General features: G+C 62.6%; 26 protein-coding genes. 11 read left to right on the forward strand and 15 right to left on the reverse strand.

Annotated elements, in window-relative coordinates; genetic code table 11:
* The first annotated feature begins 23 nt into the window (after positions 1-23).
* The 6 genes from Q3Y64_RS17050 (at position 24) to Q3Y64_RS17075 (ending at position 5,971) form a co-directional block, all read left to right on the forward strand.
* Complete coding sequence (locus Q3Y64_RS17050) at positions 24-335, forward strand: putative quinol monooxygenase (protein WP_101942928.1); 312 nt, start codon at positions 24-26, stop codon at positions 333-335.
* Positions 332-943 carry a DNA-3-methyladenine glycosylase I gene (locus Q3Y64_RS17055; RefSeq protein WP_303563667.1) on the forward strand — a complete coding sequence of 204 codons (612 nt, stop codon included), beginning with the start codon at positions 332-334 and terminating at the stop codon, positions 941-943. Before Q3Y64_RS17050 ends, Q3Y64_RS17055 begins: the two co-directional genes overlap by 4 nt.
* 27 nt (positions 944-970) lie before the next feature.
* Positions 971-1,819: a D-hexose-6-phosphate mutarotase gene (locus tag Q3Y64_RS17060; RefSeq protein WP_101942932.1), complete on the forward strand. Its 849-nt coding sequence runs from the start codon at positions 971-973 to the stop codon at positions 1,817-1,819.
* Positions 1,820-2,228: 409 nt separating this feature from the next.
* Positions 2,229-4,490 carry a formate C-acetyltransferase gene (gene pflB, locus Q3Y64_RS17065; RefSeq protein WP_303563670.1) on the forward strand — a complete coding sequence of 754 codons (2,262 nt, stop codon included), beginning with the start codon at positions 2,229-2,231 and terminating at the stop codon, positions 4,488-4,490.
* Between the two features lie 119 nt (positions 4,491-4,609).
* The gene (pflA, locus tag Q3Y64_RS17070) at positions 4,610-5,449 is read left to right on the forward strand and encodes a pyruvate formate-lyase-activating protein (RefSeq protein WP_173894000.1); all 840 of its coding nucleotides are present in this window, start codon (positions 4,610-4,612) and stop codon (positions 5,447-5,449) included.
* Between the two features lie 27 nt (positions 5,450-5,476).
* A complete protein-coding gene (locus tag Q3Y64_RS17075; RefSeq protein WP_303563671.1) occupies positions 5,477-5,971 on the forward strand; it encodes a hypothetical protein in 495 nt (164 codons plus the stop codon).
* Between the two features lie 24 nt (positions 5,972-5,995).
* On the opposite strand, the gene rocF is transcribed toward Q3Y64_RS17075, so the two are convergent.
* Both rocF and Q3Y64_RS17085 read right to left on the reverse strand, forming a co-directional pair.
* Positions 5,996-6,913: an arginase gene (rocF, locus tag Q3Y64_RS17080; RefSeq protein ID WP_101942937.1), complete on the reverse strand. Its 918-nt coding sequence runs from the start codon at positions 6,911-6,913 to the stop codon at positions 5,996-5,998.
* Positions 6,910-8,211, reverse strand: a complete 1,302-nt coding sequence (locus tag Q3Y64_RS17085; RefSeq protein ID WP_303563674.1) for a threonine/serine exporter ThrE family protein — start codon at positions 8,209-8,211, stop codon at positions 6,910-6,912. The genes rocF and Q3Y64_RS17085 overlap by 4 nt, the downstream gene beginning before the upstream one ends.
* 200 nt (positions 8,212-8,411) lie before the next feature.
* On the opposite strand from Q3Y64_RS17085, the gene Q3Y64_RS17090 reads away from it, so the two are divergent.
* The 4 genes from Q3Y64_RS17090 to Q3Y64_RS17105 are packed head-to-tail and all read left to right on the forward strand — an operon-like array spanning position 8,412 to position 13,409.
* Positions 8,412-9,356, forward strand: a complete 945-nt coding sequence (locus tag Q3Y64_RS17090; protein WP_303563677.1) for a lysylphosphatidylglycerol synthase transmembrane domain-containing protein — start codon at positions 8,412-8,414, stop codon at positions 9,354-9,356.
* Positions 9,353-10,357: a glycosyltransferase family 2 protein gene (locus Q3Y64_RS17095; RefSeq protein WP_303563680.1), complete on the forward strand. Its 1,005-nt coding sequence runs from the start codon at positions 9,353-9,355 to the stop codon at positions 10,355-10,357. Before Q3Y64_RS17090 ends, Q3Y64_RS17095 begins: the two co-directional genes overlap by 4 nt.
* A gap of 8 nt (positions 10,358-10,365) precedes the next feature.
* Complete coding sequence (locus Q3Y64_RS17100; RefSeq protein ID WP_303563683.1) at positions 10,366-11,910, forward strand: glycosyltransferase family 39 protein; 1,545 nt, start codon at positions 10,366-10,368, stop codon at positions 11,908-11,910.
* Positions 11,910-13,409 (forward strand): glycosyltransferase family 39 protein, encoded by a 1,500-nt coding sequence (locus Q3Y64_RS17105; protein ID WP_303563686.1) that lies wholly within the window; start codon positions 11,910-11,912, stop codon positions 13,407-13,409. Before Q3Y64_RS17100 ends, Q3Y64_RS17105 begins: the two co-directional genes overlap by 1 nt.
* A 65-nt stretch (positions 13,410-13,474) precedes the next feature.
* Here Q3Y64_RS17105 and Q3Y64_RS17110 read toward each other — a convergent pair whose 3' ends face one another.
* Positions 13,475-13,696 (reverse strand): DUF1161 domain-containing protein, encoded by a 222-nt coding sequence (locus Q3Y64_RS17110; RefSeq protein ID WP_101942946.1) that lies wholly within the window; start codon positions 13,694-13,696, stop codon positions 13,475-13,477.
* Positions 13,697-13,794: 98 nt separating this feature from the next.
* Complete coding sequence (locus tag Q3Y64_RS17115) at positions 13,795-14,247, reverse strand: anti-virulence regulator CigR family protein (protein WP_303563688.1); 453 nt, start codon at positions 14,245-14,247, stop codon at positions 13,795-13,797.
* Positions 14,248-14,292: 45 nt separating this feature from the next.
* Between Q3Y64_RS17115 and Q3Y64_RS17120 the strand changes: the two genes are divergently transcribed.
* Positions 14,293-14,640 carry a cupin domain-containing protein gene (locus tag Q3Y64_RS17120; protein ID WP_303563690.1) on the forward strand — a complete coding sequence of 116 codons (348 nt, stop codon included), beginning with the start codon at positions 14,293-14,295 and terminating at the stop codon, positions 14,638-14,640.
* 7 nt (positions 14,641-14,647) lie between these two features.
* Here the strand turns inward: Q3Y64_RS17120 and Q3Y64_RS17125 are convergent, their stop codons facing one another.
* The 11 genes from Q3Y64_RS17125 to Q3Y64_RS17175 form a co-directional block, all read right to left on the reverse strand.
* Positions 14,648-15,388 (reverse strand): flagellar motor protein, encoded by a 741-nt coding sequence (locus tag Q3Y64_RS17125; protein ID WP_303563692.1) that lies wholly within the window; start codon positions 15,386-15,388, stop codon positions 14,648-14,650.
* An 18-nt stretch (positions 15,389-15,406) separates the two neighbouring features.
* Entirely contained in the window at positions 15,407-16,159 is a 753-nt protein-coding gene (locus Q3Y64_RS17130) for an RNA polymerase sigma factor FliA (protein ID WP_101942953.1), read from the reverse strand.
* 165 nt (positions 16,160-16,324) lie between these two features.
* Positions 16,325-17,137, reverse strand: coding sequence for a hypothetical protein (locus tag Q3Y64_RS17135; RefSeq protein WP_303563697.1), 813 nt, complete (start codon positions 17,135-17,137; stop codon positions 16,325-16,327).
* On the reverse strand, positions 17,134-18,714 hold the full coding sequence (gene flhF / locus Q3Y64_RS17140; protein ID WP_303563699.1) for a flagellar biosynthesis protein FlhF: 1,581 nt from the start codon (positions 18,712-18,714) through the stop codon (positions 17,134-17,136). Before flhF ends, Q3Y64_RS17135 begins: the two co-directional genes overlap by 4 nt.
* A 213-nt stretch (positions 18,715-18,927) precedes the next feature.
* Positions 18,928-19,392, reverse strand: a complete 465-nt coding sequence (locus tag Q3Y64_RS17145; RefSeq protein ID WP_101943195.1) for a GNAT family N-acetyltransferase — start codon at positions 19,390-19,392, stop codon at positions 18,928-18,930.
* A gap of 120 nt (positions 19,393-19,512) precedes the next feature.
* Positions 19,513-19,794 carry an RnfH family protein gene (locus tag Q3Y64_RS17150; RefSeq protein ID WP_101942955.1) on the reverse strand — a complete coding sequence of 94 codons (282 nt, stop codon included), beginning with the start codon at positions 19,792-19,794 and terminating at the stop codon, positions 19,513-19,515.
* Between the two features lie 235 nt (positions 19,795-20,029).
* Positions 20,030-20,713, reverse strand: coding sequence for an electron transport complex subunit E (locus Q3Y64_RS17155; RefSeq protein WP_101942957.1), 684 nt, complete (start codon positions 20,711-20,713; stop codon positions 20,030-20,032).
* A complete protein-coding gene (rsxG, locus tag Q3Y64_RS17160; protein ID WP_303563703.1) occupies positions 20,710-21,330 on the reverse strand; it encodes an electron transport complex subunit RsxG in 621 nt (206 codons plus the stop codon). Before rsxG ends, Q3Y64_RS17155 begins: the two co-directional genes overlap by 4 nt.
* Before the next feature lie 2 nt (positions 21,331-21,332).
* Positions 21,333-22,412, reverse strand: a complete 1,080-nt coding sequence (locus tag Q3Y64_RS17165; protein ID WP_101942961.1) for an RnfABCDGE type electron transport complex subunit D — start codon at positions 22,410-22,412, stop codon at positions 21,333-21,335.
* A gap of 15 nt (positions 22,413-22,427) precedes the next feature.
* Positions 22,428-23,909 (reverse strand): electron transport complex subunit RsxC, encoded by a 1,482-nt coding sequence (gene rsxC / locus Q3Y64_RS17170; RefSeq protein WP_303563707.1) that lies wholly within the window; start codon positions 23,907-23,909, stop codon positions 22,428-22,430.
* A 14-nt stretch (positions 23,910-23,923) separates the two neighbouring features.
* Positions 23,924-24,448 (reverse strand): RnfABCDGE type electron transport complex subunit B, encoded by a 525-nt coding sequence (locus tag Q3Y64_RS17175; protein ID WP_101942963.1) that lies wholly within the window; start codon positions 24,446-24,448, stop codon positions 23,924-23,926.
* Between the last annotated feature and the right edge of the window lie 3 nt (positions 24,449-24,451).

Here is a 24,451-nt window from a genome sequence, read left to right on the forward strand (position 1 = left end):
CCAGTTTTATGGACTAAAGCCTCATGCCTGCCAGCGCCATTCACGTCATCACCCTCGCCGAAGCCCTGCCCGAGCATTTCCCGGAAGTTGCCCGCACCCTCTCGGGAATGGCGGATCTGTGCCGTCAGGAAGAAGGCTGCCTGCGCTTTGACGTATATGCCGACAGCAAGCGTCCGTTTGCCCTCAACACCATCGAAACCTGGGAGAGCCGCGATGCGCACCAGCGCCATCTGGACTCAGCCCATGTCGCGCGTGGCGTCCTGAGCCTGCTTGGCAAGATGCGCGGCCTACCCGACATCCGCGTGCTACGCGCCATCAGCGAGCTGGACGAGTGAGCGCTGCCGACTGGCAGGATGGCCGCGCCCGCTGCGCCTGGCTTGGCACCTGGGCTGGCGCAGCCGATCCGCTCTATCGTGACTACCACGATCAGGAATGGGGCATCCCCTGCCGCGACGAGCGCCATCTCTTCGAAATGCTCTGCCTCGAAGGCGCCCAGGCAGGCCTCGCCTGGATCACCATCCTCAAAAAACGCGAGGGCTACCGCCACGCCTTTCACGGCTTCGACATCGCTCGGATTGCTGCCATGACCGAGGCCGACATCGAAGCCCTGATGCAGGACGCCCGCATCGTCCGCAACCGTGCCAAGATCACCGCCACCATCGGCAATGCGCGCGCCTGGCTGGCGCTGCGCGAGCGCGAAGGCGATGTCGTAGCCTGGCTGTGGCGCTTTGTCGGTAATCAGCCGCGCGTCAATCACTGGTCAGGCATGAGCGAAATTCCAGCGCGCACGCCTGAATCCGATGCTTTGTCAAAAGCGCTGCTCAAAGCTGGTTTCAAATTCGTTGGCAGCACCATCTGCTACGCCTTCATGCAGGCCACCGGCATGGTCAATGACCACACCACGACCTGCTTCTGCCATCCCGACCAGGCTCTTCCTGGCTGACCTGTTTCCCTTACGAAAGACCTGCCCATGCCCGCACCTCTTGCCCAGGACATCGATTACCACGGCCTGCCCGCCATCCACCTGCGCGCGCCCGATGGCGCCGAAGCCATCATCCTGCTGCACGGTGCACATCTCGTATCGTGGAAACCGGCCGGCGGCGAAGAGCGCCTGTACATGTCGGAAAAAGCCCTCTTCGAAGACGGCAAGCCGGTACGCGGTGGCGTGCCAATCTGTTTTCCGCAGTTCGGCAAAACCGGCCCCCTGCCCCAGCACGGCTTCGTGCGTGATCGCTCCTGGGAAAAGGTTTCCGCCCGCGCCGGCGACGACTTCGCCATGGCCGTGCTGCGCCTCACAGATTCGGAAGCTACCCGCGCTCTGTGGCCGCACGCCTTCAAGATCGAATTCAGCGTGGCAATCACGGCCAGCCGGCTCGACATGGAGCTTGAAGTCGAAAATACCGGCGAGGCACCGCTACGCTTTACCACCGCGCTGCACACCTACATCCGCGTGAAAGAAGCCGAAGAGGCTCACCTCGAAGGGCTGCGCGGCCAGCAATACCGTGATCTGCTGACCGGCCAGATGCATTCTGACAGCGGCACCTTCGTGGCCATTGATCGCGAAACCACGCGCCAATACCTCGCCACCGAAAATCCGCTGCTGCTGCGCGACGATCGCCGCGCACTCGGCATCAATGCCGAAAACATGCCCGACACCGTCGTGTGGAACCCCTGGGAAGCCACCTGCGCCACAATCGCAGACCTGCCACCCAGCGCTTTCCGGCGCTTCCTGTGCGTGGAAGCCGGTGCCATCGAAAGCCCGGTCGAACTGCCCGCTGGAGAAGGCTGGTGGGGTCGCCAGAGCCTCGTCGCGATGTAATCGCCCCCTCCTGCAAACGCGGGCTGGCATCCGGCATGGAGCAAGCCCGCGAGTCTGACAGGCGGAATCCGTTCTGGGTATACCCCTAATTTGTCGGATTCCTTCCATGAATCGACTTGACGGCTTAATTCCCGAGGGCTTTGATAGGGTATTTTCACCCTATAAATCAATGAATTGCGAGCTCATAATTATTGTTGCAGCGCACCTTCATAATCCTTTATGCCGGAATCCGAACATTCGATTCGGCTTATGACAGAACACCCACTAGCATTACGGTCAAAGAAGTCAAACAGAACAAAAAGCCCATTCCCGACAGCAAAGAATTGCGGCGAGCGAATCCTCTGAGAGCGGATACGTACGCCAAGCCCTGAAAAGGGCCTCAACAGTTTCAATTCAACTCGGAGGCATCATGTCTGAACGCGACACTATCAATCTCGACTCAGCAGTAGCGCACGCCTGGCGCGGTTTCAAGGGCGGCGAATGGCAAAAACAAATCGAAGTCCGCGACTTCATCCAGAAGAACGTCAGATCCTATGAAGGTGATGACAGCTTCCTGGCCGGCGCCACCCCGCGTACCACCGCGATCTGGGCCAAACTTTCCGAACTCTTCGTGCAGGAACGTGAAAAGGGCGTGCTGGATGTCTCCCAGATCCCGTCCTCGATCACCGCTCACGACGCTGGCTACATCGACAAAGACAACGAAGTCATCGTTGGTCTGCAAACCGAAGCCCCGCTCAAGCGCGCCATTTTCCCGAATGGCGGCTGGCGCATGGTTGAGAACAGCCTGAAGGCCTACAACTTCCCGGTCGACCCGAAAGTTGCCGAGATCTTCACCAAGTACCGCAAGACCCACAACGAAGGCGTGTTCGATGCCTACCCGGCTGACGTGCTGAAGGCCCGTCGCTCGCACATCGTGACCGGTCTGCCTGACGCTTATGGCCGTGGCCGCATCATCGGCGACTATCGCCGCGTGGCCCTGTATGGTGTGGACAAGCTGATCGAAGCCAAGAAGGCCGAAAAGCGTTCCATCGACGGCGCCCACTCCACCGACGCGATCATCCGCGACCGTGAAGAACTCTCCGAACAACTCAAGGCCCTGACCGAACTGAAGGTGATGGCTGCCAAGTACGGTTTCGATCTATCCAAGCCCGCCGCAACCGCCAAGGAAGCCGTTCAGTGGCTGTACTTCGGTTACCTCGCTGCGGTGAAGGAACAGAACGGTGCCGCCATGTCGCTGGGCCGCACCTCCACCTTCCTGGACGCTTACTTCGAGCGTGATCTGGCCGAAGGCACCCTGACCGAATCCCAGTCGCAGGAAATCATCGACGACTTCGTCATCAAGCTGCGTATCGTCCGCTTCCTGCGCACCCCGGAATACGACGCTCTGTTCTCCGGCGACCCGACCTGGGTGACCGAGTCCCTTGGCGGCGTCTCCGAAGATGGCCGTCCGCTGGTCACCAAGACCTCCTTCCGCTACCTGAACACGCTCTACACCCTGGGCCCGGCACCGGAACCCAACATGACCGTGTTCTGGACGCCGAAGCTGCCGGAAGGCTTCAAGAAGTTCTGTGCCAAGGTTTCGATCGACACCTCCTCGATCCAGTACGAATCGGACGAGCTGATGCGTCCGGCCTGGGGTGACGACACCGCCATCGCCTGCTGTGTGTCCGCCATGCGCGTGGGCAAGCAGATGCAACTCTTCGGCGCTCGTGTGAACCTCGCCAAGTGCATGCTCTACGCCATCAACGGTGGCCGTGATGAAATGACCGGTGATCAGGTCATGCCGGCTTTCGAACCGGTCAAGGGCGATGTGCTGGACTTCGACGCCGTGATGAAGAACTACGACATCGCGATGGAATGGCTGGCCAAAACCTATGTGAATGCGATGAACTGCATCCACTACATGCACGACAAGTACGCCTACGAGCGTATCGAGATGGCGCTGCATGATTACAACCCGCTGCGCACCATGGCGTTCGGTATCGCCGGCCTGTCCGTAGTAGCTGACTCGCTGTCGGCCATCAAGAACGCCAAGGTCAAGGTGGTGCGTGATGAAACCGGTCTGGTGACCGACTACATCACCGAAGGCGACTTCCCGAAGTTCGGCAACAACGACGACGCCGTCGACCAGTACGCAACCTGGCTGGCCGAGACCTTCATGAACAAGCTGCGCAAGCACAGCACCTACCGTGATGCGCTGCACACCCAATCGGTCCTGACCATCACCTCCAACGTGGTGTATGGCAAGAGCACGGGCAACACGCCGGACGGCCGCCGTCTGGGCGAACCGTTCGCACCGGGCGCCAACCCGATGCACGGCCGCGACAAGCTGGGCTTCGTAGCCTCGGCCATGTCGGTTGCCAAGATTCCGTACGAACACTGTCAGGACGGCATCTCGATGACCTCCTCGATCGTGCCGAGCGGTCTGGGCTCCACCCGTGCCGATCAGGTTGCCAACCTGGCCCGTTCGCTGGATGGCTTCTTCGGCGTCACCGGTTTCCACGTCAATATCAACGTGCTCAACCGCGACATGCTGGTCGACGCCATGGAGCATCCGGAACAGTATCCGCAGCTGACCATCCGGGTTTCGGGTTACGCGGTGAACTTCATCAAGCTCACCAAGGAACAGCAGCTCGATGTGATCAACCGTACTTTCCACGGCGAAGTTTGATCTGCACATGACAGCGGGGTTTGATCGAACTCCGTAGGCGGAGTATCAAACTTCCGTCACAATCAAGTCTCGGCACTGCGGAAGCGGTGTCGGGACTTTTTTTTCCGGACTCCCGACTGATGAGTACTGAACACAAGATTGAACGCCCGCTCAAAGGCAGCCGTTTCGAGTTGCGCGCCCTCGACAGCAACATGGACGACGCCGATGCCGAGCGCCTTGCCCAGGAGGGGCGCTGGGGCTTCCTGCATTCAGAAGAAACCGGTTCGGCCGTGGACGGCCCTGGCATGCGCGTAGTGTTCTGGACCACTGGCTGCGAATTTCGATGCACCTACTGCCACAACCCGGACACCTGGAAACTGAAGCACGGCCAGGTCGTCTGCGCGGATGACATTCTCGACGAGTTGAAGAAGTACAAGGACTACCTGCGCTTCTCGGGCGGCGGCCTCACCATCTCCGGCGGCGAGCCCCTGGTCCAAGCGCCCTTCGTGATGAACATCATCCGCGGTGCTCGCGAGATGGGCATCCACACCTGTCTCGATACCAACGGCTACCTCGGTGATCGCCTCAGCGATGCCGACCTTTCCCAGATTGATCTGTTCCTGCTGGACCTCAAGAGCTGGGATCCGGAGACCCACCTCAAGGTCACCGCCAAGCAAGTCGAACCGGTGCTGAATTTTGCCCGCCGCCTCGCCGCACGCGGCCGCCCGATGTGGGTGCGCTTCGTCCTCGTGCCGGGCCACACCGATGCTCCGGACAACATCAAGGGCGTGGCCGCATTTGCCGCATCACTGGGCAATGTGGAGCGCGTGGACGTGCTGCCCTTCCATCAGTTGGGCCGCTTCAAGTGGGAACAGCTCGGCATGAAGTACGAGCTGACCGACACGCCGACGCCCAAGCCCGAAGAGACCGAAGCCGTCAAGGCCGTCTTCCGCGCCTACGGACTCAACTGTCCGAGCTGACCGATTTTTCTTTCTGCTTCATCTGCAATGTCTCACACCGCTCAACAACTTCTCGATCTTGCTGCGCCTCATGCAGCCCGCTCGGTTCGCCTTGCCCGCCAGTATCTTGGCAAAGCCGCCAGCATTGATACCCAGGCCCTGCGCTGGCGTCGCATCTCCACCACGCTCGCCGCCATCGCACCGATCCTGCTGCTGGCAGTGATCGCTGGCTCGCTGATCCAGACCAACTCGGCCCTGGTTGAAACCCTCTGGGAATTCACCGCTGGAGCCATGCTGCTGGCTGGGGTCGGCATTGCCATCGCCGATTCACGTGGTTTTTTCCTGCGCAGTATCAACGCTGACACCCCCCTTCTGCTTGAAGAGGTTCATCAAGTCGAAGAGGCTTCAGAACTTGCGCGCGCCTGGCACGCCGTGGTCACGCAGGAGCAACGCCCGCTACGCCAATTTGATCTGGAAATCATGTGGGCGCTTTCTGCCCATGAGCGAGGCGACCAGGCACAGGACGCAGCCGCGCATCACTGAGACGCGGCTCCGGCTGGCGCTATCTCAGCTCCTGCGCATCAAGGTGGATTTGCCGAACAGGCTTTCGATCAGATCCACCGCCAGATCCGCCGTCTTGTTGCGCACATCCAGCGCCGGGTTCAGCTCCACCACGTCCAGTGAAGCGAGCCGCCCGGTATCTGCGATCATTTCCATGCACAACTGAGCTTCGCGGTAAGTCGGCCCGCCCGGCACCAAAGTCCCCACACCCGGCGCAATCTCCGGGTCAAGGAAGTCCACATCGAAACTCACATGCAGATGGGTGTTGTCGTCCAAGCCCAGCAGCGCCTGCTCCATGGTGTGGCGCATGCCGTTCTCGTCAATGAAGCGCATGTCGAACACATCCAGCCCCATCTCGTGCACGAAGCGCTTCTCCCCCTGATCCACCGAACGGATACCGATCTGGTAGATATTCCAGGGCTCGATGGCCGGCACCTGATCCGACATCGAAACCAGTTCAGCCGGGCCGTGGCCGCACAGGCAGGCCACCGGCATGCCGTGCAGATTGCCGCTCGGCGTGATGGTGGAGGTGTTGAAATCAGCATGCGCATCCAGCCACAGCACCCGCAGCTTCTTGCCCACAGCCCGGCAGTGGCGCGCCACGGCGCTAATCGAGCCGACCGCCAGCGAATGGTCACCGCCCAGCAGGATAGGCAATTGCCCAGCCTGCAGCGCAGCCAGCATCGCGTCGTGTACTGCACGATTCCACTCGATCACCTCAGCCAGATGCCGGTAGCCCGCCACCGGCGGTAACCAAGGATTGGTCGGCCCGGCTAGATTGCCGTGATCTTCAACGCTCAATCCATGGCTTTCCAGGATCGGCTTGATGTCCGCCACACGCAGGGCTTCTGGCCCCATCGAGGCACCACGGGCTCCCGCACCGATATCGGTCGGCGCACCGATCAGGACTATGCTCTGCGTCATTTGCGCAAGCCCTCCAGCAAACGGAAACAGTGCGCACCGATCCAGGCTCCCGCCAGCAAGCCCATGCCCATGCCCCCCACCACGAAAGCTGCCTTGAAACCGCTGGCCAGCGTCGTCGATACCAGTGTCACCGGCGCATTCGCACCGGCAAATGAAATATCCATCGCTCCACCGATGGTCTGGAACATCAGCACCCCTGGCATCATCGGCACAGCACCGGCAAAGGCCACAGCCGCAAACGGAATACGCATCGACGAGACCCAGCGGATCGCCATGAAGCCGATGGCGAGACAGGCAAACAGGGTCGCAATCTCGATCTGCATGCCCTGCTTCAGGCACAGGAAGCGCACCCCATGCCCCACCATGCCGCACAGGATGGAAGTCCACAAGACGCGCCAGGGTGCATTGTAGAAAGCACCGAAGCCGCACGCGGCCACACCGGCAAGCAGCACGTCCTGCCACAACGGAATGGGCGCCAGCACGATGCCTTTATAGATTGGCACGGTGGTCATCCCCAGGGTGATCCAGCCGCCGAGGAAAATGCCCATCGCCGCAGCCACCAGAATGCCAGCCGCCAGGCCCAGGCGCGGAATGCCGGTCTGCATATTGTTCTCGATCATGTCGTAGAGACCATTGATCAGATGCGGCCCCGGCACCAGCATCAGCGCCGGCACGATCAGGCAGATGCCGGGGGTTTCGGTCCAGCCGAGCTGGATCACCAGCCCTCCCATCAAGGAGCCGATCAGCGCCGCCACGAACGGCAACGCGAAGAGCACCGGATGGTGTTTATGCATTTCCTGACGCACCAGCATGCCCACCGCAGAAGACAGTGCAATCACCGCCATCCCGCCCCAGTCCGCCGACAGCAACCAGGCCAGCGCACCGGCGGCAAGGCCGAACATCACGGACAGTGTCCAGCGATCATGCCGCCCGGCGGTCTTCTCCACCTCATCAAGAATGCGGATCGCTTCGGGCAGACTCAGCTTGCCGGCACACACTTTATCGATGGTGAGATTCACCTGGGCACTCACCGCTACGTTGATGCGGAACTCCGGTGCCTGAGCATGTACGGTTACCCCATCAGGCGCAAACACCGTTACCGTGCGGTAGCCAATATGCACTTGCAGCGGCAGCCACAGGGCCATGCCGATTTCCTCGATACGCTCACGCAGGGAGGCAGTGCGCATGTTGTATTGCAGCAGCAGACGCGCCACACGCTGGATGAAGCGCAGTTCGTCCGATTCCAGGCCAGGTTTGGCCGCTGCTTCAGAAGCGGGGGTAATGAAAGAGTCGCTCATTGTTTTCGATGTTTTTGGGGGTACTTCACGCAGAAAGAAGCTGGCGGATGGAAATGGGGCGGCCAACGCGGCCCGATGCTAAAATCCGCACTCCTTCAAGCAATCTCCGGGCCGCAAGCCTGATTCCAGATGCGCCACCCAGCCAGTCGCGGCCCGATGCTACCCGTGTTTTATATCAATCGGCACGCGGAGCCACGCTCTTGAAGACCTGGATCAAACGCATACTGGGTCTGACCATTAGCCTCGCCTTGCTGGCCTGGGTGCTGGCGGGTGCGCGCTGGCAGGATCTGGGCACCGCCCTGGCGCAGATCAGGGGGCTGGATATTGCTTTGGCCGTTGCCGCTTTCGCAGCCAGCTATCTATTACGCGCAGCCCGCGTGCATGACGAGTTTGCGGAAGAAACCGGCGCACGTTTCGCAGCAATTCTGCGCCTCACACTCCTGCATAACGCCTCCATCAACATCCTGCCCTTCCGCAGTGGAGAGGCCACCTTCCCGATCCTGCTTTCCCGCTGGTTCGGCGTACCGACCACCCGCGCCGTCGTCGCGCTGCTGTGGCTACGCATCCAGGACGCCTTCGTGGTCCTGGCACTGGCCGCCTTCATCTGGCCAGACCTGCACCCGGCGCTACGCGCCCTGTGGATCGCCGCCGTGGTCTTCGCCGCTTGGCTGATCCCGGCCTGGGCTGCACGCCACCCCGAAATCGAAGCCAAGGCCGGGAAGCTCGCCAGCACCGTGCATCGAGTACGCACAGCACTGGCCGAGTCCACCCGCCATCACGGCCGCGGCTGGCTGTGGACCCTGGCCAACTGGTCCGTAAAGCTGGCCGCGCAAGCCTGGCTGCTCGCCGCGCTGGTACAGACCGGCCTGCTCACCGGGCTGGCCGGCGCGCTGGGCGTGGAGCTCGCCGCCATCTTGCCGATCCAAGGCGTGGCAGGCTTCGGCACCTACGAAGCCGGTGGCGCAGCCCTGCTCGCCCCGCACGGCATTCCCTTCGCCGCCGGCCTGAATGCCGCGCTGGTTCTGCACCTTTTCGTGATCGCCTGCTCGCTGGCAGCCGGCGCCTTGGCCCTGGCCTTCCTGCCCGCTTCAACAGCAGCCGCCGATCCTCAAACCGATTCAAAACCCGAGACCTCCGCACCATGAGCGAAATCCAGATTCCGGCCCACACCCTGTCCATCGTGATCCCGATGTACAACGAGGCCGACAACGTCGAGCCGATGATCACCCGCGTGCATGAAGGCCTCGCCGGCTATGCTCATCCCTGGGAGCTGATCCTGGTGGATGACGGCAGCTCGGACGCCACGCCCGCCGAACTGCGCCGAGTCGGCGCCAAGTTCGGCCCGCATGTACGCACCGTCGAGCTGATGCGCAATTTCCGCCAGACCGCCGCCATGCAGGCCGGCATCGACGCCGCGCGCGGCTCGGTGATTGTGACCCTCGATGGCGACCTGCAGAACGATCCGGCGGATATCCCGCGCATGGTCGGCCGCCTCCTGAACGAAGATCTGGACATGGTTGCCGGCTGGCGCAAGAACCGCAAGGACGGCCTCTTCCTGCGCAAGATCCCCTCGCGCATCGCCAATCGCCTGATCGCCCGCATCACCGGCGTGACGCTGAACGACTACGGCTGCAGCCTCAAGGCCTTCCGCGCCGAGGTGCTCAAGCATGTGCGCCTCTACGGCGAGATGCACCGTTTCATCCCGGCCTGGCTGGCCACCGTCACCACGCCGCGCCGCATCGCCGAGGAAGTCGTCAATCACCACGCCCGCATCCACGGCGAATCCAAGTACGGCATCTCGCGCACCTTCCGCGTGATCCTCGACCTGATCTCGGTCTACTTCTTCATGCGTTTCCGCGCCCGCCCCGGTCACTTCTTCGGCGGCGCCGGCCTGATCCTCGGCGGCATCGGCAGCCTGATCCTTGCCTACATGGCCTTCCTCAAGTTCGTCGGCCATGAAAACATCGGCACCCGCCCGCTGCTGATGGTCGGCTTCTTCTCGATCATCATGGCCGTGCAGTTCATCCTCTCCGGCATCCTCGGTGAAACGCTCGCGCGCATCTACTTCGAGTCCGGCGCCGGCAAGCTCTATCAGGTGCGCAACCCGGACAATCTGACGGCCGACGAAGCCTGGCACAAGGGCTGAACCACGCGATGCAAGTTTCCGGCAATACCCCTTCGGGCTCGGCACGCTGGCTTCTGTTCCTGCTGCCCGCCGTCCTGTTCCTGATGAACCTGGGCGGCGCGCCGCTCTTCGACGTGGACGAAGGCGCCTTCTCGGAAGCCACGCGCGAGATGTTCGTGCGTCACGATTTCCTGTCGACCTGGCTCAATGGCGCGCCACGCTTTGACAAGCCGATCCTGATCTACTGGTGTCAGGCCGTCTTCGTATGGCTGTTCGGCCCGAACGAGTGGAGCTTCCGCCTGCCCTCAGCGCTGGCTGCTTCGGCCTGGTGCTATGCGGTGGGCCTCTTTGCCTGGCAGCGCTTTGGCCGTGCCGCCGGCGTGCTGGCCTGCGGCATCGCCGCGACCAGCCTGGGCGTGCATGTGATCGGCCGTGCCGCCACGGCGGATGCGCTGCTGAACATGCTGCTTGCGCTGGCCTTGCTGGATGGCTGGCGTCACCTCGAATCCGGCCAGCGCACACCGCTCTTGCGCAGCTATCTGTGGATCGGCCTCGGCGTACTCACCAAAGGCCCGATCGCCCTGCTCGTGCCGGGCGCCACCACGTTGATCTACTGCCTCACCGCCGGGCGCTTCCGCGACTGGCTGCGCAGCGTGTTCAATCCGGCCGGCTGGGCAATTCTGCTCGCCGTGACGGTGCCCTGGTATGCCGCCGCGCTCGCCATCCATGGTCAGGATTTCATCAACGGCTTCATCCTCAAGCACAACGTGGAGCGCTTCTCCGGCTCGATGGAAGGGCACTCCGGCAGCCTGTTCTATTACGTGCTAATGATCCCGGTACTGCTGCTGCCTTGGCTCAGCTGGCTGATTGCGTCGGTGCGCCGCATTCCGGGCGACTGGAAAGAGCCGTTGCCACGCTTCCTGTGGATCTGGTTCATCTTCGTCACCGCTTTCTTCTCGCTCTCCGGCACCAAGCTGCCGCACTACGCGCTGTACGGCTGCACGCCGCTCTTCGTGCTGCTGGCCCTGCATCGCGAGCGCGTAAAGTCGGTCTTCCTCGGCGCCCTGCCCTTGTTGCTGCTGATGCTGTTCTTCATTGCCATGCCGAGCCTGCTCGCACTGAGCGCCAATGCCGGCTGGGTCAAGGATAGCTATTACCTCGCACAGGTCTCACGCATCGCCGAGGCGATCCCGGCGGCCTACTACCCGCTCGCCGCACTGGCTCTGCTCGGCAGTGCCGCGGTCTTGCGCCTGCCCTTCGACCCGGCCCGCCACGTACTGGTGATCGCTTGCCTCAACACCCTGCTGCTGGCACTGGCCATCGCGCCCTTCATGGGCGACGTGCTGCAGGGGCCGGTAAAGCGGGCCGGCTTCGTCGCGCGCCAGTACAACGAACCGACCGTGCTGTGGAATTTCCATGCGCCAAGCTTCTCGGTCTACAGCCAGCGCGTAACACCTACGGTACAGGCCCAACCGGGCCAGATTGCACTGACCCGCACGGACCGCCTGCCGGCCGACGCAAAGGTCGAGGAGTTGTATCGCGAAGGCGGCGTAGTGCTGGTGCGGGTGAAGTAATGGAAGACTGGACCCGCATCCGCTTCGCCAGCGAGGAAGCTCGCCCCAGCACACGTCTGGCCCAGGCATGGTTGCTGTTGCTCCTGCTGGCGCTGCTGACCGCCTACCGCTTGTGGATCATCCCGCGCCTGGGCGTGACGCTCTACATCGACGAAGCGCAGTACTGGACCTGGGCCCAACATCTGGACTGGGGCTATTTCTCCAAGCCACCGTTGGTGGCCTGGCTGATCGCGGCCAGCACCGCCGTGTTCGGCGATGGCCTGCTGGCGGTGAAACTGCCCTCGCTACTGCTCTATCCAGCCACTGCTTGGCTGATGTTCCGCCTCGGTGAAAAGCTCTTCGACGCACGCATCGGCTTCCGTACCGGTCTCGCCTTTGCACTGATCCCGATCGTCTCGGCGCTGGGGCTGGCCGTATCCACCGATGCGCCGCTGCTGTTCTGCTGGGCAGCCGCCATGCTGTGCCTGCTGCATGCCATCGAGCGCGACCGCCTGCGCGACTGGCTACTGCTGGGCGCCATAGTCGGCATCGGGATCATGGCCAAATACACCATGGCAGCCTTTGCTGCCTCCGCCACGCTGTATCTGCTGGGCGACGCCAAGCGCCGCCGCGTGTTCGCTCATCCCGGCCTGTGGGCCGCGATCGTACTGGCCAGCCTGATCGTACTGCCAAACATCGTGTGGAACTGGGCCAATGATTTCCCCACCCTGCGCCACACGGCCGACATCACCCACGTCAGCGCAAATGACAAGAGTGGCAACCTGGGGGAGTTCCTGCTCGCCCAGATCGGCTCGCTGGGCCCTGGCTTCGCCTTCGCCTTCATCGGTGGCCTGCTGCTGGCCCTGCGCAAGTGGCGCGATCCACGTTATCAGTTCGTGCTGGCTTTCTCGCTGCCGCTGCTGGGCCTCGTATTCCTGCAGGCACTACGCTCCGAAGCGAATGGCAACTGGGCGGCTCCGGCCCTGCTGACGGCACTTCTGCTCAGCGTGAAGTGGCTCGCGCGCCTCAAGAACCGCTGGTGGGTAGGGGCTATGGCGCTCAACATCATCCTGATGCTGGGCGCTTATCACCTGAGCGATTACTTCGCCCTGCGTGGCCAACCGCAGCCCGCAAAGCTCGATCCGATCAAGCGTGCGAAGGGCTGGGACACGCTGGCACTTGAAGTCCGCCCGCTGCTCGCCGCGCATCCGGGTGCACTGCTGCTGGCTGAAGACCGCACAATGATGGCGCACCTGCTTTATGAGTTGCGCGACCTGAAGCCCGAGCATGCTGCCTGGGCGCCACTGCCGCATCCGGCAGATCACTACCAGCTCAGCGTGCCGCTACGCGACGAGCCGAGCAGCCGCCCGATGCTGCTGGTCACGCGCAACGACAACTCTTCGGTGGCCAGCCGCTTTGCGCGCAGCGAACAGATTGCGCGCATCGTGGTGGAAGTAGAGCCAGGACTCAAACGCGAAGCCAGCGTGCTGCTGCTCGAAGGCTTTCGCGGCTACAAATAGCAGCCGGATAACGGACAAAGAAAAAGGGCCTCACGGCCCTTTTTCTTTGTCCAGACGCTGCTGCCTCACTGACGCACGTAGGTGATTTCCTTCGTGCCGCCCTCGCAAGCGCCTACTACCTTGGCCTCGCCACCCTTGCCCTTTTCCACGATCTCCAGCGTGAAGCTCTTCACGCCGTGGCTCTGAATCCTGGCTTCGATCTCGCCTTTGAGTTCTGCACAATCTTTCGCCGCAAAAGCCGGCAGCGCCAGCATAGTCAGCAGTACGGCAGCCATGACCTGTTTCATGCATTTCCCCTTATTGATATGCACCTTGTGCACGCCGGCTCGAGTCTAAACAGCGACCTGCTCCAACGCAGCCGTACCAAGGGGTATGCCAGATACGCTCAGAACACGCCGGGCAGGATATCCACCGGAATCTTTGTCTGGATATTCACCAGCACCAGATCGATACCGATCACCAGCCATTCATGGCCGGGGTGCGCCGGCAGGCGCGCCAGCATCTGCGGATTGACCTGTTTCTTGGCAATCCCGGGCGGTAAGGGTTTGCCCTTGGCGAGCCGGTTGTGCATGCCCGGGGGCAGCGACTGATAGGTACCCGGTCGGATGCCGACATCGCGGGCGATATCACGTGCTCCGCCCACCGAGATGCCAGCCGAGATGCTGATGGAGACAGCATCACCACCGCCATCCTTGGATTTGCCCGCCTTGGCTGGTTTTCCGCTCTGGCTGTAAGCATCATCCTGCGCATGAGGATTGCCATGACCTTCCTTTTTGGCCGCAGCCGGCAAAGCCACTATCATCATTGAAGTCAGCACAAGGGCCAGCACGGTTTTCATTGCCCTTCTCCTTCACAATAAATTTCAGTTTCACGCCCAAGCACCATGCAGATCCGCAACCTTCACAGCACACCCGCCATCGAAAAGCCCATCCATGACGGCAAGGGCAAGGCGTTCAGCCGCAAGCTCTTCGGGGCAGAGGATCTGGCCTCGGGCCTTCGCTACATCGCATTTACTGAATTGCCGCCCGGCAGTTCCATCGGCGAACACGATCACCATGATGCACGCGAGGAAGTGTATGCAATCCAGTACGGTGAAGGCCTCTTGCGCATCGATGGTGAAACGCGCCGCGTGAAGGCTGGAGACGTAATCCTGACCAAAATCGGCCAGAGCCACGGATTGGAAAACGACAGCCAGGAAACCCTCGGCGTATTCGTGTTCTGGGCCCTGTAGGCCTGCCTCAGACGATGTATCCCTGCAAGCGCGACTCGATCAGACGGGGGTTATCACCGTGGGCAATGCCGATCAGGCCATCGATGATCATCTCGCGCACAGCCACCAGATCGGCCACCGTGGCCTGCAACTTCTTGGCGACCGGCAGGAAAATCAGATTGGCCGAACCCACGCCGTAGATCGTAGCCACAAAAGCCACGGCAATCCCTGCGCCGAGCTTTGAGGGGTCGGAGAGGTTCTCCATCACGTGGATCAGACCCATCACCGCACCGAGGATGCCAATGGTGGGAGCATAGCCACCAGCGGCTTCCCAGATCTTGGTGGCGCGTTTCAGATCCGCTTCCCAGGCAAAAACATCCACTTCCAGCACTGCGCGGATGCGCTCAGGCTCGACGCCATCGACCAGCAACTGCAGGCCTTTGCGCACGAAGGGATCAGGGTGCGGATCAATGCGCGATTCGAGCGCCAGCAGGCCTTCCTTGCGCGCCACCCCACTCCAGGCCACGACCTGGGCGATGATGTCCGGTAAATGCGGCAGCGGGGGCCTGAAAACCCATGTGACCATCTGCAGGCCAGTGCGGAAGGTTTTCCAAGGGCTTTGCAGCATCACGGCACCGAGAGTGCCGCCGATCACGATCAGGAAGGCTGTTGGCTGCACCAGTGAGCCGATATGCCCGCCCTCGAAGATCTGGCCCAGAACGATGGCCAGCACGCCCAGCAGGAGACCGGCAATACTGACCAGATCCATGCTCGCTCAGTCTCCCGCTCAGGCCGCAGCGGCGCGGCGCTGACGCCCACGCCCAGTCTCACGTCCGCCCGAGATGCGCGAACGCAGACGGGCGATGGCCTGGCTGTGAAGCTGACACACACGGGATTCAGAAACGCCCAGCACCTCGCCGATTTCACGCAGGTTCATGTCTTCCTCGTAGTAGAGGCCCATGACCATCTTTTCGCGATCAGGCAGATCCTCGATAGCCTGGATGAGAATCTTGCGCATGTTGGCGTCCTCAAGCAGGTTGAGGGGGTCAGCCCCTTCACCGACGATATGGCGCTCGAGGAAATCATCCTCATCGTCATCGCCGAAGTCCTCGAAATAGACCAGCTGGTAGCCACGCGCTTCCTGCAGCATCTTCTGATACTCGGGCAGCTGCATGTCGAGCAGTGCAGCGAGTTCGCCCTCGGTGGGCTGGCGGCCATGCTGCTGCTCCAGGGTATGCACCGCACCTTCGATGCGCCGCATCTCGCGGCGCAGGCTGCGTGGCAACCAGTCGTTTTCACGCAGGCCATCAAGCATGGCGCCACGGATGCGCTGCACGGCATAAGTCTCAAATTGCGCGCCGAGCCCTTCCTCATAGCGCGTAATGGCATCCAGCAAGCCCATCATGCCGTTCTGGATGATGTCTTCCACCTGCACGCTGGCCGGCAGTTTGGCCATCAGATGGTAGGCAATCCGCTTGACCAGCGGCGCATAGCGCGTAATGAGCTGGTTCTTGTCCAGTGTTCCAGCTGCGTTGTACATGGCGACCTCTTTCCTTCGGTTCGATCCAGGCTCTGTGCCGCTCCCGGAGATTGCGGCGCCTGAAAGCTCTTTGTCACCATTGTGCAGACTTCTGCACGCCGTGACGGCTGGAAAAGCCCAGTGTGTTCCGCCTTATTCCATCTTCGCCGGCGCGGTTTCTACGAATCACACGCGCCCCGGCCCCCTGCCATGCAAGCGGGTGGCACCGCTTGTAGTCTGGACCAGCCGCTCAATGAAAGCATCGGCACTTTCCCCAGTCTCTCGGGCACGCTCGCGCAAAGCCTCACCGAGACTCGAAACTGGCTGCAAAGGCAGCTCCAGCCTGTTCAGCGCCGTCTCGCAGAAGCTCATAAGAAGCCCTTGCTCACGAGGCCCCGGGGGCTGCGTGAAACACACCGACACATGTCGCTCGCCACCTGCCTGACACAGGCGCTTGAGACTGGCATAGGCAGTGGTGATGGACATCGGCTGGGCATCCAGCAGCAAAAGCAGGCGCGGCGCAGCAAAAGCCAGCGCCGAGAGGCTGCGTAACTCAGCCGGCTGGGCCACGATCACCCATTCATCGTGCCCGGCACGCAGACCACGCAACTGTTCGATAGCCCGCTGATTGAAGATGCGCTCGCTCCCCAACTGCTCGACCAATGCCGCCACCTGCGCGATCTCCAGCCCGGGCTGGGCTTCAACCAGGCAGCTGGAAGCCGGCATCAAGCCCTCCACCGCCATGCGCAGATCGAAGCGCGGATTACGCCCCAGGCAGTCGCCCATGTTGCCGGCGGCCAAGCGCTCTTCGAGCACCAGCAGACGTAAGCCGCTCTCAGCCCTCACCCGCAACTGCGCAGCCAGCCAGCGGCTGGCGCCACCACCACAGGGCAGCACCGCCAGCACCTCGGGCGGCGCCGCATGCAGCAGGCGGCGCAGGCCGTCGGCCTGATCGACCTGGCGACTCACCCTGGCAGCACGCTGCATGATGTCATTCATCGAAAGCTTCCTCCTGCGTTGGCTCGCTGCTGGCTGCTGCTTTCCGGCGTGGCCGCCATCAGCATGCAGGCGTCGAGCGACTCGAGCTTGTAAGGCGAATCTGCCTTCAACTCACGCAAGGCGCGGTGCACCAGATAACCCCGGTTGGGCAGATGCAGATCCTCGGGCACCCGCTGACCATTGGCCACGTAATACACCTGCAGTTCGCGGCGCATCGCCACATCCAGCACCGGCGCCAGCGAAGCGGCCTCATCAACCTTGCTCAGGATGCATCCCGCAAGATCCGGGCCATCGTAGGCGGCCACCACGTCATCCAGTGTGTCACCCCGTGAAGTGGCATTCAGCACCAGCAGGCGTCGCACGACACCGGCTGAGGTCAGCATGGAAGCCTGCTCGACGACCATCTTGTCGCGCTGGCTCATGCCCATCGTGTCGATCAGCACCATGTGCTTGTTGCGCAGATCCTGCAGGGTCTGGCGCAGGTCGGCCGCATCGCGCACCACGTGCACGGCCACGCCGAGGATGCGGCCATAGATGCGCAGCTGCTCATGCGCGCCGATCCGGTAGCCATCAGTGGTGATCAGAGCCAGCTTGTCGGCGCCGTGGCGCACCACGCAGCGTGCGGCGAGCTTGGCGGCGGTGGTGGTCTTGCCCACCCCAGTGGGGCCGACCAGGGCGTAAACGCCACCGCGCTCGATCAAGTCGGCATCGCTATCGACCAGCTTGAGACGGCGCGCAAGGCGGTTGCGGATTTCGTTGCGAACCTCGCTCGCGCCGAGCTCGCCATTGACCCCCTCGGTCAGGTTGCGGGCCAGCTTGGCCGAAAAACCGGATTCGAGCAGTTCGCTCATCATCTGGGTGCGTGCCGGCGCCTGACGCGACAGCTCACTCCAGGCAAAGCCCGCCAACTGGCGCTCCAGCATGCCTTTGATCGAGCCAAGCTCCTCGGCCATGCGGGCGTTGGAAGCCTCCAGCGCATCGATATGAGCATCACGCTCGATCTGCCCGATCGGTGCGGCCAGACGGGAGTTGGCAGGCCTGGCGGCAGGCTGGGAACGGGGCTCTTCGCGGGCCGGGGCCACAGCGGCCGGCTCGCTCCAGGGCTCACCATTGGGCTGCACACGCGGCGGCGTGAAGGGACGCACATCAAGCTGACGCCCGACCGGCTCATCGGCACGCCGGGCGCCAAGATCCGCTTCAAAGCTCGCTTGCGGGCGGCTGCGCGGCGGCAGGCTCTGGGCGGCGTTCTCACGCGAGAGACGGGCAATATGCTGACCGAGGGTGACCGTGAAATCGTCCTCTTCTTCGGCTTCAACACGCTGCGTCGCTGCTCTGGCGGGCGATCGCACTGCCGGCGCAGCCACCGGGCGCGAAACCGGAGCCGAGGGCTGTGGAGCACGAGCCTGCTGCACGGTGGCGGAGAGTTCCCCCATCTGCTCGGCCGGCAGGGCAACAATTTCCACCCCGCCCTCCACCGCACGATTGGACAACACCACGGCATCCGGCCCCAGATCCGCCTTCAGTGCCGCCAGCGCCTCACGCGCCGTTTTCCCCACATACCGTTTGACCTTCACCATGACGCCACCTCCGCTTGCCAGACCCATCCGGGAAACGCATGAACGCGGTTTCCACGGCTGGATTATTCGCCCTGTGGGAGGCCGGCAAGAAAGGGAACAAAACGGTAAAAACGCGGCAATTCGGCGGGGTGAATCGGCAATTTCTGCCAGGGCGCAAAGCCTTGTAGGAAGCGGTCTTACACGACTTCCGGACGGACGCCCGGAGGCCGGAAATCAGTCGCGCAGGATCTTGCGCAGATTACGCATATTGCTGCGCGTCCAACCAAGATGGCGGTAGAACTCCAGCGCCGGGGCATTGTCTTCGTCAGCCAGCAGTTGCAGCCGGCTCATACCACGCCGGCGCGCCCAGGCTTCGGCCCCATCGAGCAGGCGGCGGCCGATGCCGGCACCGCGCCAGCCTTCGCGTACCACCAGATCCTCGACCAATCCGGCCGGCCCGCCCTCGGCAGTAGAGATCAGGCTCTGCACCGAACAAAAGCCGACGACCTGGCTTTCATCGGCAATACTCTCCTCGGCCACCCATAGAAGAATGTCCTCACGCGGCAGCATCAGCTTGAGGGCAACCAGCTGGCGGCTGGCATCGGCGGCGAAATCCTTCTCGATGGCAAACAGCTGCGCCAGCAGGGCGGCGAGCTCAGGCAAGTCTGAAAGTTGGGCGGGGCGGAACTTGAGGCTCATGAAGCGGGGGATGTTGAACTGCAAGGCGCGGAGGATAAGCCAGAGCAGCGCAGAAGCAGCGTAACTATTTGGCAACAATGGGTGAGTTTCCGCCGATCCGCGATGAGCGTCACTGCCTTGTCACTCCTCTGTATCCAGTTCAAAGCCTGGCCGGCGCGGCACCGTCAGCGGATCACACACGATCGGGCGATAAATTTCGACCCGGTCACCGGCACGCAGCGGTGCATCCAGCTTCACCGCTTTACCGAACACGCCCACGCGCTGGCGGGCAAGATCAATCTGCGGATACTTCTGCAGAACGCCCGACACATCAATGGCTTCCTGTACCTTCGCGCCCTCCGGCAACTCGATATGCTGCCAGGACTGGACACCCGGCTCATGGTAGGCAACGGCTACTTTCATGACTCTCTCCTTTTGGCGTGAAAGTCGCAGCGCGACTTCTTGAAGCATCCCGCATCCGTTCAGGAGGCAGGCTCAGGACCAAGAAGCTGTTTCCGCTCTTACTGCGAGGCCGTGATCAGGGCTCATGCGCGGCTCGGAACCCTCATTTATCAACATAAACTCCGGCTCCTGCACGCTGCTTTTCACCCTGCTGACAGCCTCTCTACGGATCGTGAACAGCTTCTAAGAAACACACTCAGGCGCAATGTGCTGCGGGCGCCGGGCATGCGGGTTTGGCCACGCGCTGGTCGATCAGGCGCTTCACAGCCAGCAGCCCCCCGAGCACCAGGAAGCCGCCCGGTGGCAGGATCATCATCAGCACGCCACCGTAGTCCGGGATTACCTTCACTTCGAGGAAGGAAAAAGCCGGCCCGAGCAGCAGACTGGCCTGGGCGAAAAGCGTGCCGCTGCCAATCAGCTCGCGCACAAGGCCCATCACCGTCAGCGCCAGAGTGAAGCCAAGTCCCATCGCCAGACCATCGACGGCCGAGGCGACCACGCCATTCTTGAAGGCGAAAGCTTCGGCGCGGCCGAGAATCGCGCAGTTCACCACAATCAGTGCGATGAACAGGCCCAGCACCTTGTAAAGCTCATGCAGCCAGGCGTTCAGCGACATATCGACCAAGGTCACCAGGGTCGCAATCACCACCACGAAGACCGGGATGCGTACCTGATCCGACACAAAATCGCGGATCGCCGAAATCAGCATGTTGGAGATCACCAGCACCGCTGTGGTGGCCAGGCCCATGCCCAGCCCGTTGGTGCCGGAAGTGGTCACCGCCATGGTCGGGCACATCGCGAGAAGTTGGGCGAAGACCACGTTCTGGTCCCACAGCCCGTCACGAAACAGCTTCGAGAAACTCTGTGTCTGACCACTCATTTGGCTTCTCCCGAAATTTCCGCGCGGTGCGCGGCGTAGAACTGCAGACCTTCCTTGACCGCCTTCACCACCGCACGCGGAGTAATGGTGGCGCCCGCAAACTGATCAAACTCGCCACCATCCTTCTTCACGGCCCAGCGTGTGAGAGACAGGTTTTCGAGCGACTTCTTTTCAAAAGCATGAATCCAGTCGCTCTTGGCGACCTCGATCTTGTCACCCAAGCCCGGTGTTTCGGCATGCTTCAACACCCGCACGCCCATCACCGTACCGGCCGCATCCACACCAACCAGCACCTTGATTTCGCCAGCGTAGCCACGTGCGCTGTAGTCGAACACCGCCGCCGAAAAAGCCCCCGCCTTGCGACCGCGATAGACCGTACGGCTCACGCCCTGATCCGCCACACTCAGCGTATCGGCGAGCAAGTCGTTATCGGCCAGCCCTTCTGGCAGCACCTGCAGCAGCGAAACCTTGAGGTCGTCACGCGCAGCCTGCTCGATGGCAGGCAGCGTCACGAGGTTGGCTCCAATCAGTGCGGCACTCGTCATCAAGGAAAAGAAGCCCAGCAAGGCGCCGTGATAGGGAATCCGCTCGCGGAGGTTTTCCAGGGTGAGCAGCATGCTCATTTCTCCTTGTTCAGCTTGATGGGGTTGCCACGCCAGTCGCGGCCGTAGATGCGCGGCTGACACAGACGGTCGATCGCCGGCGCCAGGGCGTTCATCAGCAGCACAGCAAAGGCCACACCTTCCGGATAGCCGCCATAACTGCGGATCACCCAGGTGAGAAAGCCACAGCCAGCACCGAAAACCAGTTGCCCCGCACGCGACGAAGGCGAAGTCACGTAATCGGTGGCAATGAAGAAAGCCCCGAGCACCGCCGCGCCGGAGAGCAAGTGAGCGCCGGCATCAAGATAGCGCGCCGGATTCACGGCATGGCCGATCAACGCCGGAATCGCGATGCCCAGCAACATGGCCAGCGGGATATGCCAGCTGATGATGCGCATCGCCAGCAAGGCGAGGCCGCCAGCCGCGAGCAGCACGATGCCGGTCTCGCCCATGCTGCCGGGGCGCTGCCCGGAGAAGCTCACCGGCAATCCCTGGGCGAAGGTCTGCAGCAGCGTGACACCGCGCGAGAGCTCCGTCTTGGCCTGGCCCAGCAAGGTGGCGCTGGTATAAGCATCGGGGATGCTGCCACCGAAAGTGATCGACAAACTTTCGACCAAACCTGGCGAAGCACTTTGACCACTCGGGCCGACCCAGGCCGTCATCACCACCGGGAAGGACACCAGCAGCGCCACCCGCGCCACCATGGCCGGGTTGAACAGGTTGCAGCCGAGGCCCCCAAACACCTGCTTGCCGACCACCGTCGCGAACAGGCCGCCGACCACGCCGATCCACCAGGGCGCCCAAGGTGGCAGGGACATCGCCAACAGCCAACCGGTAAGCAGCGCGGAGCCATCGAGCAGCGCGGGGCGCACCAGCTTCTTCATCAGCACAAGGCACGCCGCTTCGCCGGCCAGGGCCGAGGCTACGGTGAGCAGCCACAGACTGATTGCGGGCCAGCCAAAGTACCAGAAGCCACACAGCGTGGCCGGCGCCAGCGCCAGCATGACCTTCAGCATCACGGAGCTGACACTGGAAAGTTCCTTGGCATGCGGCGAGGCGGCAACGGATGGCAGGGCGGTGGAAATCGGACTATTCATGGACTTCTCCTTGTGTCATTCCGCTGCAGCAGCGGCTTGCGCAGCTTGCTGGGCAGCACGCTCGGCCTTGCGTCGGGCAGCCGCTTCGGCACGCTCGCGCGCCTCGCGTTCGAGGCGTGCAGTGCGGGCCTGGGCCAGGCCCTTGGTGAACTCGTTGCGCTTTTTCTGCTGGGCACGTTTCCATAGCTCGCCCTTGGCGTGATAGAAGGCATGCACCAGAGGAAGATGCGATGGGCATACGTAGGCGCAGCAGCCGCACGCGAGGCAATCGTCGAGCTTCTGTGCATCGGCCCCGTCGTAATCCCCGGCCTTCACCCGGGCCGCAATTTCCAGCGGCAAAAGCCCCATCGGGCAGGCCGATACACAGCTGCCGCAACGAATGCAGGGCGAAGGCTCCGGCTTGGCGATCTCGGCAGCGCTGAGGGCAAGAATGCCGCCACAGCCCTTCACGGTCGGCACCCGAGCATGCGGCAGAGCGGCCCCCATCATGGGTCCGCCCATCACCAGGCGGGCCGGCGTTTCTTTCAGGCCAACGAAAGCCAGCAAGTCCTCAACCATCACACCGATCGGCGCGAGCACATTGCCCGGATCCATCACCGCGCCACCGTTGACGGTGACGATGCGCCGATACAAGGACTCGCCGTGGCGCAAGGCCCGGTGGATCGCCGCACAGGTGCTGACGTTATTGACCAGCACACCCACCGTGGCGGTACGCGCGCCGGCCGGCACCTGCTTGCCGGTGAGCACTTCCACCAGTTGGCGGTCCGACCCCATCGGGTAGCGCGCTGGCACCGGGCAGATGCGGATGGCATCGAATGGCTTGGCGGCAGCGCGCATCGCGGCAATCGCTTCGGGCTTGTTGTCTTCAATCCCAACCAGCGCGCTGGCCGCTCCGGTGGCATGCATCAAAATGCGAATGCCATCAACAACCTCCTCAGCCCGCGCCCGCATCACGCAATCGTCACTCGAAAGATAGGGCTCGCACTCGCCGCCGTTGATGATCAGGGTCTCGACCGCATGCTTGCGCCCGAGCTGGGCCTTGGGCGCCGACGGGAAGGTGGCACCGCCGAGGCCGACAATACCGGCCGCTGCGATCTGGCGTGTCACTTCGTCCGGCGCCAGGCTCAGCGGATCGGGCATCTCGCTCGTTGCGACGGCCAGATCCTCGCCATCGCAAGCGATGCTGATGGCGTCAAACGACAGGCCGGAAGGATGCGGCGCAGTCACCGCACCAATCGCCGTCACGACACCGGAGGTGGGCGCATGCACCGGGGCCGATACGTTGCCTTGGGCGGAAGCAAGCAGCTGGCCGCGCAGCACCTTGTCTCCCACCGCGACAACCGGCTTGGCCGGCGCCCCCACGTGTTGCAGCAAGGGCACGCACAGCGTGGCAGGAATCGGCATCACGCGCAGCGGCACATCAGCGGCCGGTCGCTTGTGATCGTCATGCGGATGCACCCCCCAGCGCACGCCGGTGATCTTGTCGAGAAAGCCCATGTTTCGGTCTCCGTTCAGGCAAAGGCGGGCTTAGCCCAATTCCAATCTTTCAACTGTTGCGGCAACGGCCGCAGCACGATCGCGCCAGTCGGGCATAGATCCATGCAACCGCCGCAGCCCGTGCAAGCCTCGTCGAGCACGCCATGTATCTGCTTGGCCGCCCCCACGATGGCATCGGTTGCGCAGCCCTTCAGGCACTTGCCGCAACCGATGCAGATCTCTTCAGCCACTATCGCCACCTGCGGGCCTGGGTCCTCCAGCCCGTCGAGACTCAAGGCGATGCCCAGCTTGGCAGCAATGGCCTGAGCCAGCGCCACCCCGCCGCCGGGACAGACCGTGGCCGGCGCCTCACCGCGCACCAGCGCTTCGGCGGCTGCGGTGCAACCGGCGAGACCACACTGGCCGCAGTTGGTGCCGGGCATCATTTCGGCCAGCTCCACCGCCACGCTATCGGCTTCCACCGCAAACACCTTGGCGGCGTAGCCCAGCAACAGGCCCAGAAAGAGTCCGAGAAAAGTCAGGCTCAGGATTCCGATCATGTC

Source organism: Uliginosibacterium sp. 31-12, assembly GCF_030548425.1.
Taxonomy (GTDB): domain Bacteria; phylum Pseudomonadota; class Gammaproteobacteria; order Burkholderiales; family Rhodocyclaceae; genus Uliginosibacterium; species Uliginosibacterium aquaticum.